We start from the raw sequence: 11,848 nt of genomic DNA, 5'->3' as shown, positions 1-11,848 counted from the left end.
GGTTTTGCGTGCAGCCGACCAACGGTCGGCTCTACGGGGTGCAGCCGACCAACGGTCGGCTCTACGGGTGCAGCCGACCAACGGTCGGCTCTACGACGGGGTCAATCGACATGCTCTGACACACGCCGACATATCCGTCGGGCCCCCCAGCACGAAAGGCATTGCCTCCGTCACCGGTCGTTGCGCGGCCGCCGGTAAACGCTTGGCACATATGCCCGGGCAGCGCCGGCCCGTACACTCGGCGGTCGTGGGATTTAACGGGATTTTTCCAAATGTTGGGACGCATCACAGCGCGCATCGCCGCTGGCCTCACCCTCGCCGTCCTGGCCGGGTGCAGCAGCAAGGACGACACCGCGCGCCGGCAGGCAGACGCCGTACCGGTCACCACCCAGGTGGTGCAGACCTCCGCATGGAACGACACCCTCCAGGCCCTGGGCACCGCCAAGGCCCGTGAATCGGTCACGATCACCGCCAAAGTCAGCGAGATCATCGAAACCGTCCATTTCGACAGCGGCCAGCAGGTCAACGCCGGTACGCCGCTGGTGACCCTGCGCGGCCAGGCCCAGGAAGCGGCCCTGCTGCAGGCCCAGGCCACCTTCGCCGAGGCCGACCAACTGTACAAGCGCCAGCGCGAGCTGGCCGCCCAGCAACTGGTGGCCAGCGCCACCCTGGACACCCAGCGCGCCATCCGCGATGCCGCCGAGGCGCGCGTGCGCGAAATGCAGTCGGACATCGGCGACCGCCGGGTGCGCGCGCCGTTCGCCGGCGTGCTGGGCATCCGCCAGGTCAGTGCCGGCTCGCTGGTCACCCCCAGCACCACCATCGCCACGCTCGACGACATCGAACGCATGCACGTCGACTTCCAGGTGCCCGAGGCCGAACTGGCCAGCCTTGGCAACGGCGACAAGGTCACCGCCACCAGCGTCGCCTACCCGGGCCGCAGCTTTGAAGGCGTGGTGGCCACCATCGACACCCGCGTCGACCCCGGCACCCGCGCGGTCACCGTCCGCGCCGACTTCATCAACGCCGACCACGCCCTGCGCCCGGGCATGCTGCTGGACATCCGCATGTTCCGCCCCGAACGCCAGGCGCTGGTCATTCCCGAGATCGCCGTGGTCCAGGTCGGTCGCGACTCGTTCGTCTACCGGGTCAAGGCCGACCACAGCGTCGAACGCATCGACGTCAGCAGCGGCGCCCGCCGTGCCGGCGTGGTCGAAATCCGCAGCGGCCTCAAGCCCGGCGACCGCATCGTCGTGGACGGCACCGGCAAGCTGCGCCCCGGCCTGAAGGTCGATGACCGTCCCGCCACCGCGCCGGTCGCGCCTGCCACGCCTGCGGACCGCGCCGGATGAAGCTCTCCGACGTTTCCATCCAGCGCCCGGTATTCGCCGTGGTGATGAGCCTGCTGCTCGTCGTGCTGGGCATCATGTCCTTTACCCGCCTGACCTTGCGCGAACTGCCCGCGATCGACCCGCCGATCGTCTCGGTTTCGGTCGACTACACCGGCGCGTCGGCAGCGGTCATCGAGAGCCGCATCACCCAGGTGCTGGAAGACGCGCTGGCCGGCATCGAGGGCATCGACACCATCAACGCGCGCAGCTCCAACGGGCGCGCGCAGGTCAGCATCGAGTTCACCTCCAACCGCGACATCGAAGCAGCGGCCAACGATGTCCGCGACGCGGTCAGCCGCGTCGCCGACCGCATGCCCGAAGAGGCGCGCCCACCGGAAATCGCCAAGGTCGAGAGCGACGCCGATCCGATCATCTGGTTCAACATGACCTCTTCCAGCATGGACACGCTGGAATTGAGCGACTATGCCGACCGCTACGTGGTCGACCGCTTCTCCAGCCTGGATGGCGTCGCCCAGGTCCGCATCGGCGGGCGCCAGCGCTATGCCATGCGCATCTGGCTCGACCGCGACCAGCTCGCCGCGCGTGGCCTCACCGTCGGCGATGTCGAAACCGCGCTGCGCAACGAGAACGTCGAACTGCCGGCCGGCCGGATCGAATCGACCGACCGCGATTTCACCCTGCGCGTGGAGCGCAACTACGTCAAACCCGAGGATTTCGCCACCATCCCGCTGGGCAAGGGCAGCGATGGCTACGTGGTCCGCATGGGCGACGTGGCGAAGATCGAGCTGGCCTCGTCCGAGCGCCGGGCCTACTACCGCAGCAACGGCGAGCCGGGCATCGGCCTGGGCATCGTCAAGACCTCCACCGCCAACTCGCTGGACGTGGCGCGCACTGCACGCGCCGAGGCCGAGCGGGTCGGGCAGACGCTGCCCGAGGGCACCCGCATCTTCGTGGCCTTCGACAACACCACCTTCATCGAAGCGGCCGTCGACCGGGTGTACGCCACCCTGGTGGAAGCCATGCTGCTGGTGCTGGCGGTGATCTGGCTGTTCCTCGGCAGCTTCCGCGCCGCGCTGATTCCCGCGGTAACGGTGCCGGTGTGCCTGGTCGCGGCGTTCATCGCGCTGTATGCCTTCGGTTTCTCGATCAACCTGCTTACCCTGCTGGCGCTGGTGCTGTGCATCGGCCTGGTGGTCGATGACGCCATCGTGGTGGTGGAGAACGTGCAACGCCGCATCGACCTGGGCGAACCCCCGCTGGTGGCCTCCAAGCGCGGTACCGCGCAGGTCGCCTTCGCGGTGATCGCCACCACCGCCGTGCTGGTCGCGGTGTTCTTGCCGGTCGGCTTCCTGGAAGGCAACACCGGGCGCCTGTTCCGCGAACTCGCCGTCGCCCTCGCGGCCGCCGTGGCGTTGTCGGCGTTCGTCTCGCTCACCCTGACCCCGATGATGGCCTCCAAGCTGCTCAAGCCGCATACCGGCCAGCCGCCCCGGGGCCTGCACGGGCTGATCAACCGTAACCTGGACCGCGTCTCGGCGGCCTACGGGCGCGTGCTCGACGCGCACGTCGGGCGCACCTGGCTCTACGTGGTGGTCATGCTGCTGTCGCTGCTGGCCAGCGCCCTGCTGCTCAGGATACTGCCCTCCGAGCTGGCCCCGGCCGAAGACCGCGGCTCGTTCCAGATCATGATCGATGGCCCGGAAGGTGCCGGCTACGATTACACCGTGGCCCAGGTGCAGGAAGTGGAAAAGGTGGTCGCCGGCTTCGTCGGCGAGGACAAGCCGATCGTGCGCGCCAACCCGCGCGTGCCCGGCGGCTTCGGTGCCAGTGAGGAAATGCATACCGGCCGCATCAGCGTGTTCCTGCAGCCGTGGCGCGAACGCCAGTCGGCCACGCCGGACGTGGCCGCCGAGCTGCAGAAGCACCTGGACGGCATGCGCGGCGTGCGCGTGCGCACCCAGGTCGGTGGCGGCCTGGTGCGCAGCCAGGGCCAGCCGTTCCAGATCGTGCTGGGGGGGCCGGAGTACGCCGAGATCGCGCAGTGGCGTGATCGCATGCTCCAGCGCATGGCCGACAACCCGGGCCTGGTCGGCCCGGACTCGGATTACAAGGAAACCCGGCCGCAGATGCGGGTCAACATCGATCGTCAACGTGCGGCGGACCTGGGCGTGTCGGTCACCGCGATCGGCAGCGCGCTGGAAACCATGATGGGCTCGCGCCGGGTCACCACCTTCGTCGACAACGGCGAGGAGTACGACGTGCTGGTCCAGGCCGGCCGAGACGGCCGCGCTTCGCCGGCCGACCTGGCCGCCATCCGGGTGCGTGCCAGCAGCGGCGAGCTGGTGCCGTTGTCGAACCTGGTCACCCTCAGCGAAGTGGCCGAAGCCGGCAACCTCAACCGCTTCAACCGGCTGCGCTCGATCACCATCACCGCTGGCCTGGCCCCGGGCTATCCGCTTGGCGAGGCGATCGCCTGGGCCCAGCAGACCGCGCGCGAGGAGCTTCCGCAGCACGCCCAGCTGGACTGGAAGGGCGAATCGCGGGAATACCAGAATGCCGGCAGCGCGGTGCTGCTCACCTTCGCCATGGCCCTGCTGGTGGTGTATCTGGTGCTGGCCGCGCAGTTCGAGAGCTTCATCCACCCGCTGGTGATCATGCTGACCGTGCCACTGGGCGTGCTCGGCGCACTGCTCGGGCTGTACGTCAGCGGCGGCAGCATCAACCTGTTCAGCCAGATCGGCATCGTCATGCTGGTCGGCCTGGCGGCCAAGAACGGCATCCTGATCGTGGAATTCGCCAACCAGTTGCGCGACGAAGGCCGCGACGTGCACAAGGCCATCGTCGAATCGGCGATGGTGCGGCTGCGCCCCATCCTGATGACCTCCATCGCCACGGTGGTCGGCGCGATCCCGCTGGTGGTGGCCGGTGGCCCGGGGTCGGCCAGCCGCGGCACCATCGGCATCGTGGTGATCTTCGGCGTTACCGTGTCCACGTTCCTGTCGCTGTTCGTGGTGCCGGCGTTCTATTCGCTGCTGGCCCCGTATACGCGCTCGCCCGAAGCGGTGGCGCGCGAGCTGGAAAGGCAGGAGGCGGAAACGCCGTCGGTGGGGGGGCATGCCTGAGCTGGCGGTGCCGCGTATCGTCGGTGAGGGCTTCGTGCTGCGCCCGTGGCGCGGCGACGACCTGGAGTCCCTGCTGCGGCACGCCAATGACGAGGCGGTCTCGCGCGGCCTGCGCGACCGCTTCCCGTACCCATACACCCGCGCTGCCGGCGAGGCGTTCCTGTCCGGCCGGGTGCTGGACCTGGATGGCCCGACCCTGGCCATCGAGATCGACGGCCATGCCTGCGGGGGCATCGGTGCCGGCCTGGGCAGCGACACACGCCGGCACAGCGCCGAGATCGGCTACTGGCTCGGGCGCGCGCTGTGGGGGCAGGGTGTCATGCGCCGGGTGGTGGCGGCCTATGTGCCGTGGCTGATGGATCGGTACGATCTGTACCGGCTGCAGGCCGAGGTGCTGGATACCAATGCGGCCTCGGCGCGGGTGCTGCTGGCCAGCGGTTTCGTCGAGGAGGGCACCGCGCGCGGTGCCGTGTTCAAGCGGGGCCGGTTCCACGACCTGCGCCGCTTCGCCCTGCTGCGGGCCCCCGCCGGCTGACGCCCGGCGACGCGTTCATCTTTCATCGCGCCGCACCGGCGTCGGGCGTGGCGCTACCCGTGGCGGCCGTGATCATGGAGAATCGACCCGGTCCCTTCCAGCCGACGGGACGTCCTTCATTTTTCCGCCGACTGGAGAGAGCGCGTGGAAGCAGCCGTACATTTCATCAACAGCATCATCTGGAGCAAGGCGCTGATCGCCGTGTGCCTGGGCGCTGGCCTGTTTTTCAGCGTCCGCACCCGGTTCATGCAGATCCGCGGCTTCTTCGAGATGTGTCGCCTGACCGTCCAGGGTGAGAAATCCGAGGCCGGCGTGTCCTCGTTCCAGGCCCTGGCCATGTCGATGGCCGGGCGCATGGGCATCGGCAACATCGCCGGCGTGGCCACCGCGATCGCCTTCGGCGGCCCGGGTGCGATCTTCTGGATGTGGGTGATGGGCTTCCTGGGCGCCTCTACCTCGTACGTGGAATGCACCCTGGCGCAGATCTACAAGACCAAGGATGCCGAAGGCCGCTACCGTGGCGGCCCGGCGTACTACATCGAAAAAGCGATGGGCATGAAGTGGTACGCCCTGGCCTTCGCCGTGGCCACGATCATCGCCGCCGGCTTCCTGATGCCGGGCGTACAGGCCAACGCGATCGCCGACAGCATCATCAACGCCTGCCGCGGCGGCGCACTGTGCGGCCCGCTGGATGGCCAGGTCATGGGCATGGACGCGGTGCAGGCGCTGAAGCTGGGCATCGGCATCGTGGTCGCGCTGCTGCTGGGCGTGGTCATCTTCGGCGGGGTCAAGCGCATCGCCAACTTCGCCGAAGTGGTGGTGCCGTTCATGGCCGCCGCGTTCATCCTGATGGCCATCGTCATCATGATCATCAACTACGACCGCGTGCCGGAGATGTTCGGCATCATCTTCGACAGCGCCTTCGGCACCCACGCCGCGTTCGGCGCGATGATGGGCCTGGCCGTGGAGTGGGGCATCAAGCGCGGCATCTATGCCAATGAAGCCGGGCAGGGCTCGGGCCCGCACGCCGCCGCCGCCTCGGAGGTCTCGCACCCGGCCAAGCAGGGCTACGTGCAGGCCTTCGCGATCTACTTCGACACCATGATGGTGTGCACCGCCACGGCCTTCCTGATCCTGGCCAGCGGCACCTACAACGTGTATTCGCCGGTGGAAGGCGCCGCGCCGCTGTTCCAGGGCCTGGCCGGCATCCCCGAAGGCGCCGGGTACGCGCAGGCCGGCGTGGAAGCCGTGCTGCCCGGTTGGGGCGCCTCGTTCGTGTCGCTGGCGATCTTCTTCTTCGCCTTCACCACGATCATGGCCTATTACTACATGGCCGAGACCAACCTCAGCTACATCAACCACAACCGCAAGCGGCCGCTGACCGTGCTGGTGCTGCGCCTGGGCATCATCGGCATGGTGGTGTTCGGTGCGTTCCACAACGCCACGCTGGCCTGGGCGCTGGGCGACATCGGCGTGGGCCTGATGGCGTGGCTGAACATCATCGCCATCCTGATCGTGCAGAAGCCGGCGATGCTGGCGCTGCGCGATTACGAACGACAGAAGAAGCTCGGCCTGGATCCGACCTTCGACCCCGATGCCCTGGGCATCAAGAATGCCGACTTCTGGCGTCAACGCAAGCTGGAGCTGTCCCGTAGTGAATGATCCCTGGAAAAATGCCCGCCGCCCGTCCTCGCGGCCGCCGCGGGCAACCCCGTTGCCCCCGCGCGAGGGCGGCACGCCGCCACCGCCGGGCCGCGGCAACGACGAGCTGCGCCTGTACGGCTGGAATGCCGTGCAGGCGCTGTTCGCCTCGCGCCCGCAGGCGCTGCGCAAGCTGTACCTGGTCGAGGCACTGATCCCGCGCATGCAGCCGGTGCTCAAGTGGTGCGTGGCCAACCGCGTCGGCTATCGCGTCGTGGAGGAGGGAGACCTCAACAAGCTCGCCGCCACCACCCATCACGAAGGGGTCGTGGCCGACGTGCTGCGTGCGCCGATGCTCGAGCTGGGCGAGTGGCTGCAGGCGCTGCCGGCCGGCAAGCCGGTGCTGGCGCTGTGGCTGGACGGGGTGGGCAACCCGCACAACTTCGGCGCGATCCTGCGTTCGGCCGCGCACTTCGGCGTGGCCGGGCTGCTGTTGCCGCCCGGTGCCACGTTGGCGTTGTCCGGCGCGGCCGCACGCGTGGCCGAGGGCGGTGCCGAGGCGGTGCCGCTGGTGCGGCTGCCGGCCGTGCCGCAGGCCATGTCGCAGTTGCGCGAGGCCGGCTTCGGGCTGGCCGCCACGCTGGTCGACGGTGGCAGTGACCTGTTCGCCAGCGAGGTGCCGGCACGCCTGGTGTATGTGATGGGTGCCGAAGGCGAGGGCATGGACCGCGAGCTGGCGCAGGCATGCGACCAGCAGGTGTCCATTCCCGGTACCGGTGCGGTGGAGAGTCTCAACGTGGCATCGGCGACCGCGGTGCTGCTGTCGCACTGGTACGCGCGTCAGTCGCGCTGATCCGGTGCTGTTTTTCGGGTAGCGCGCGTGCGCGCTCGCCCAACGCGGTGTGAACCACGTCACCGATAACTCGGTGACTACAAGGGATTCGGACTTTTCGCATGGTGAGCGGCTGTAGCGCTGCGTCACAGTGCAAGGCGGTGCTGTGTTGGGTTGGTGAGGAGAGACACCCACCCAGCGCGGCGCTGTTGTCCGGATCGCAGCAAGTCTGTGGCGCTCACCGCGTGGGGTGTGACGAGTCCCGGTGGCCCGGTCGCTTTTGCGGCCGGGCTTTTTTTATTCTTCCGCCATCCGCGGGCAAGCAGAAGCGCGCTCTGGATCTTTTTCCGCGCGGCGGTCGGTGGGGTTGGGCGCTGGGCCCCCATGCCCTTGGAGGCGAACGCGCTCGCGACAGACCCGAGCGGACAAACCCCCCGTTCCACTCACCCCAAGGACTGCCCGACCACGCGCTCATGGCCGTGAACCATCCGCCACAACGCGTTGGAACAACGCTCCCCGCGATTGCAGGAAGCGCCTTTTTCAGGACATCGCGATCAACACACGCAAGGCGACGACGCCACGCCGTCGCGCGCGGCGATCATTCGTTGGGCGGGGTGGTCGGCTTGGCTTCGCTGCCGAAGCTGCCGTCGGCTTCCGCAGCCAGGTAGGCGAACACCGTGTACGCGGCCACGTTCTGCGCCAGTGCGGCCGGGTCGATCTTGTCCAGGGTGTCGTCGGCGGTGTGGTGCAGGTTGAAGTAGTCGGTGCCGTCCTGCGCCAGCCACGCCCACGCGCCGCCCTTGGCAGCCAGCGGGCCCACGTCCGGCCCGGGGCCGCCCTTGTCGGGCGCGTACTCAATACCCAACGGCTTGAGCACGTCGGCGATCTGCCGGGTCGCCTCGCGCGAGTGTTCCGGGTTCGGCGAGCCGGTGTTGAAGGCATAGATGCGGCCGGCGCCGAAGTCGCTTTCGGCGGCGAGCTGGTGCAGCACCACGTCCTTGGCATGCGCTTCGGCGTAGGCCTTGCCGCCATACAGGCCCTGTTCCTCGTTGGCGAAGGCAACCACGCGGATGGTGCGCTTGGGCGCCTGCTTGAGCTGGCCGATCAGGTGGCCGGCGGCCATGGTGATGCCTACGCCTGCGCCATCATCGATCGCCCCGGTGCCCAGGTCCCACGAATCCAGGTGACCGCCGATCACCACCACTTCCTTGGGCAGGCTGCGCCCGGTGATCTCGCCGATTACGTTGTAGGAGGTGGCCTTGCCATCCCAGCCGCAATCCAGGCTCAGCTTCAGCGTGGTCCTGCCGCGTGCGACCAGGCGCGCCAACTGGTTGGCATCGGGCACCGACAGCGCGGCCGACGGCACCGGGGTCAGGCCATCGTCGAAACGGGTGATGCCGGTGTGGGGCACGCGGTGCGAGTCGGTACCGGCCGAGCGCATCACAAAGCCCACCGCGCCCTTGCGGATCGCTTCGGACGGGCCCTTGCTGCGCACCGCGCCGCCGTTGCCGTAGTCGCGGCCATCGCGGTAGGCGGTCATCTGGTAATCAACGAAGGCGATCTTGCCGGTCAGCGAGCCGGCGGGCGCCGCCTGCAACGCGGCGAGATCGGCGAAGCGCACCACCTCGGCCTCGACCGTGCCGCCCGGGCTGCCGCCCAGCGCGGTGATGGTCAGCGGCTGCGCATGCGTGCCGGTGACCTGCGCGTGCTCGCTGCGGCGCTCCCACTTGGGGAAGGTGACCGGCTCGGTCCATACCTTGTCAAAGCCCAGCGCCTTGAACTTGGCCACGGCCCAGGCCACCGCGCGCGCGTCGGCTTCACCGCCGGCGATGCGCGGGCCGATCTCGGTGGTCAGCGATTCGACCACCTTCCAGCCGGTGTCATCCTTGAGCGCCTGCTCGCGCAGTTCGGCCGCGGTGGCCAGCGACCTGGGCGGCAGGGTGGTGGTGCCGGTCGCCGCGAATGCAGGCGCAGCCAGCAGGGCGAGGGAGGATGCGATGGCAAGGACGCGGCGACGCATGGACAACTCCGGGAAACAGGGGCGGAAGCCTTGGAGCTTAGCAGCCTGTCCGGACCGCACATGGGCGGTAGGTCATGGTTGCGCGGACGCTGTTTTCCATACGCGAAAGCCCCGCCAGGGCGGGGCTTTCGACTGTGCCTCCGACACGCGCCGGAACGCGGGCCAAGGGCCGGCGCCAGACGATGCCGGGTGGCGGTAGCGCCGGCCAACGGCCGGCCCTGCCCGGATCGCCTCAGCGCTTGAGGTTGTCGCGGATCTCGCGCAACAGCAGCACTTCTTCGGCCGGTGCGGCGGGGGCGGCTTCCTTCTTGCGGGCCAGGCGGTTGATCACCTTGACCACCAGGAAGATGGCGAATGCCACGATCACGAACTGCACCAGCGTGTTGAGGAAGTCACCGTAGCCGATCACCACCGCCGGGATCTCCTTGCCGTCGGCGGCCAGCCGGGCTGGGGCCAGGGTCCAGGCCAGCTGCGAGAAGTCCACGCGTCCGATCAACCAGCCCAGCGGCGGCATGATGATCTTGTCCACCAGCGCGGTGACGATCTTGCCGAACGCCGCACCGATGACGACACCGACCGCCAGGTCGATGACGTTGCCACGCATGGCGAATTCCTTGAACTCGGTAATCATTCCCATCGGGATCTCCTGTGGCGGGTTTATCAAAAGACGGCGCAGGGTAGCGCAGCCGATGTCATCCAGCGATGACGCCGTGGCGCTCGGCCACGTTTTCCAGGCGCGCGCTGAAACGGTCGCCCGGCTTCAATGCCGCCACGCCCGCCGGGGTGCCCATGAACACCAGGTCGCCGGCCTTCAACGCCCACAGCTTGGACAGCTCGTGCAGGATCTCCGGCACGGTCCAGATCATCTGGTCCAGCAGCGACTGCTGGCGCACCTCGCCGTTGATTTCCAGCGACAGGTTGAGTGCGGCGAGGTCGCCCACTTCGCCGGCCGGGACCAGCTCGCTGACCGGTGCGGACTGGTCGAAGCCCTTGGCCGGGTCCCACGGATGGCCCTTGGCCTTGGCGGCGGCCTGCAGATCGCGCCGGGTCAGGTCCAGGCCGACGCCGTAACCGAACACCAGTGCCTCTGCCTGCTCCACCGGCAGCTCGCCGGCCGGCGCATCACGACCGATCGCCACCACCAGTTCCACCTCGTGGTGCAGGTCGGCGGTCGCCGAGGGGTAGGGGATCACATCGTCGTGCCCGACCACGATCGCATCGGCGGGCTTGCTGAAGAACATCGGACGGCCACGGTCGTCGGCAGCCGGCACCGCCGCGCCCATTTCGCGCGCATGGTCGGCAAAGTTGCGCCCGACGCAGTAGATGCGGCGCACCGGGAAGGTGCCGCCACCGGCCACGGGAATGCGCGGTTGTTCGGGCGTGGGGATTACATCGGTCATGCTCGCGTCCTGTCACGAAGGGTCACGGGCAGTCTAGAACGAGCGTGCGCGAGGTGCCACGCCAAACGTGGCGTCATGCGTTGCGCGACAGTATCCGGGCAGGGGCCGCGCAGCCGCGCGGCGCGACCTCAACGCGACAGCGGCAATGCCTGCTTGCGGACGACGCGGTATTCGGCGTCAACCACCTGCGGGTCGCTCTGGCGGCTGGCCTGCTTGCGCTGGGCCAGCAGCTTCCACGCCAGCCCGGCAATGATCATCGCCGCGCCCACGAACACCCCGACAAACACCAGTGCCGCCAGGATCGCCAGGCCCAGCAGGCCCACCGCAACGCGCACCAGCGGATGGCGCGGCTTGCGCGGCGCGAACAGGGTGCGCAACGTGTTGAACTGGAAGAAGCGGTTGTACATGGCGTTTCTTTGGCTGAAGTCAGCGAACCCCGAGTATCCGGGCTGCCCTCTGTCATTGAGTGAAAAACTCGTTAAACGCAGTTGGCGTTCATTTCAAATCAATGACTTGTGTTCATCGCCGAGCCAGCCACGTGACGGCGTGAGAGAATGCGCCTCCCTTGTCGCCACCGCCGAACCTGCCCGTGTCCGAGACTGCCGCCGCCCCCTTGATCGCCTTGCAGGCCATTGCCGACGAGGGCTTCGCCGAAGTCGATGCCTGCGTCGACGGCGACAGCGAATCGCTGGTGCTGTATCGCCAGGGCGACCAGGTGCGTGGCTGGCTGAACATCTGCCCGCACGCCGGGCGCCGCCTGGACTGGGCACCGGGCCAGTTCCTCAAGAGCCGCGAGGGCCATCTGGTCTGCGCCGCGCATGGGGCCTCGTTCTCGCTGGACGACGGCAACTGCGTGGCCGGCCCGTGCAAGGGGGACCGCCTGCGTGCGGTGCCGCTGCAGCTGCGCGACGGCCAGGTGTGGCTGGGCTGATGGCGTGCGACAAGC

The 11,848-nt window shown here is 68.4% G+C and carries 10 protein-coding genes; 6 read left to right on the top strand and 4 right to left on the bottom strand.

Annotation, left to right across the window (positions count from 1 at the left end; translation table 11 throughout):
• Positions 1 to 272 precede the first annotated feature (272 nt).
• The 5 genes from M2421_RS10195 to M2421_RS10175 all read left to right on the top strand — a co-directional run bounded on the left by M2421_RS10195 (position 273) and on the right by M2421_RS10175 (position 7,503).
• Positions 273 to 1,352: an efflux RND transporter periplasmic adaptor subunit gene (locus M2421_RS10195; protein WP_259206457.1), complete on the top strand. Its 1,080-nt coding sequence runs from the start codon at positions 273 to 275 to the stop codon at positions 1,350 to 1,352.
• The gene (locus M2421_RS10190; protein WP_259206456.1) at positions 1,349 to 4,474 is read left to right on the top strand and encodes an efflux RND transporter permease subunit; all 3,126 of its coding nucleotides are present in this window, start codon (positions 1,349 to 1,351) and stop codon (positions 4,472 to 4,474) included. The genes M2421_RS10195 and M2421_RS10190 overlap by 4 nt, the downstream gene beginning before the upstream one ends.
• Positions 4,467 to 5,009, top strand: a complete 543-nt coding sequence (locus M2421_RS10185; protein ID WP_259206455.1) for a GNAT family protein — start codon at positions 4,467 to 4,469, stop codon at positions 5,007 to 5,009. Before M2421_RS10190 ends, M2421_RS10185 begins: the two co-directional genes overlap by 8 nt.
• A gap of 144 nt (positions 5,010 to 5,153) precedes the next feature.
• Positions 5,154 to 6,671 carry an alanine/glycine:cation symporter family protein gene (locus M2421_RS10180; protein WP_259206454.1) on the top strand — a complete coding sequence of 506 codons (1,518 nt, stop codon included), beginning with the start codon at positions 5,154 to 5,156 and terminating at the stop codon, positions 6,669 to 6,671.
• A gap of 52 nt (positions 6,672 to 6,723) precedes the next feature.
• Positions 6,724 to 7,503 (top strand): TrmH family RNA methyltransferase, encoded by a 780-nt coding sequence (locus M2421_RS10175; protein WP_259206530.1) that lies wholly within the window; start codon positions 6,724 to 6,726, stop codon positions 7,501 to 7,503.
• Between the two features lie 577 nt (positions 7,504 to 8,080).
• Here the strand turns inward: M2421_RS10175 and M2421_RS10170 are convergent.
• The 4 genes from M2421_RS10170 to M2421_RS10155 form a co-directional block, all read right to left on the bottom strand.
• The gene (locus M2421_RS10170; RefSeq protein ID WP_259206453.1) at positions 8,081 to 9,502 is read right to left on the bottom strand and encodes a M28 family peptidase; all 1,422 of its coding nucleotides are present in this window, start codon (positions 9,500 to 9,502) and stop codon (positions 8,081 to 8,083) included.
• Positions 9,503 to 9,734: 232 nt separating this feature from the next.
• Positions 9,735 to 10,139 carry a large-conductance mechanosensitive channel protein MscL gene (mscL, locus tag M2421_RS10165; RefSeq protein WP_259206452.1) on the bottom strand — a complete coding sequence of 135 codons (405 nt, stop codon included), beginning with the start codon at positions 10,137 to 10,139 and terminating at the stop codon, positions 9,735 to 9,737.
• Positions 10,140 to 10,194: 55 nt separating this feature from the next.
• Entirely contained in the window at positions 10,195 to 10,902 is a 708-nt protein-coding gene (locus M2421_RS10160) for a fumarylacetoacetate hydrolase family protein (protein ID WP_259206451.1), read from the bottom strand.
• Between the two features lie 128 nt (positions 10,903 to 11,030).
• Positions 11,031 to 11,309, bottom strand: coding sequence for a hypothetical protein (locus M2421_RS10155; RefSeq protein WP_259206450.1), 279 nt, complete (start codon positions 11,307 to 11,309; stop codon positions 11,031 to 11,033).
• A 182-nt stretch (positions 11,310 to 11,491) separates the two neighbouring features.
• Between M2421_RS10155 and M2421_RS10150 the strand changes: the two genes are divergently transcribed.
• The gene (locus tag M2421_RS10150; protein ID WP_259206448.1) at positions 11,492 to 11,833 is read left to right on the top strand and encodes a Rieske 2Fe-2S domain-containing protein; all 342 of its coding nucleotides are present in this window, start codon (positions 11,492 to 11,494) and stop codon (positions 11,831 to 11,833) included.
• The last annotated feature ends 15 nt before the right edge of the window (positions 11,834 to 11,848 follow it).

It is taken from the genome of Stenotrophomonas sp. BIGb0135 (genome assembly GCF_024810105.1).
Taxonomy (GTDB): domain Bacteria; phylum Pseudomonadota; class Gammaproteobacteria; order Xanthomonadales; family Xanthomonadaceae; genus Stenotrophomonas; species Stenotrophomonas maltophilia_AB.
This window is presented reverse-complemented; position numbering and strand designations above follow the sequence as displayed.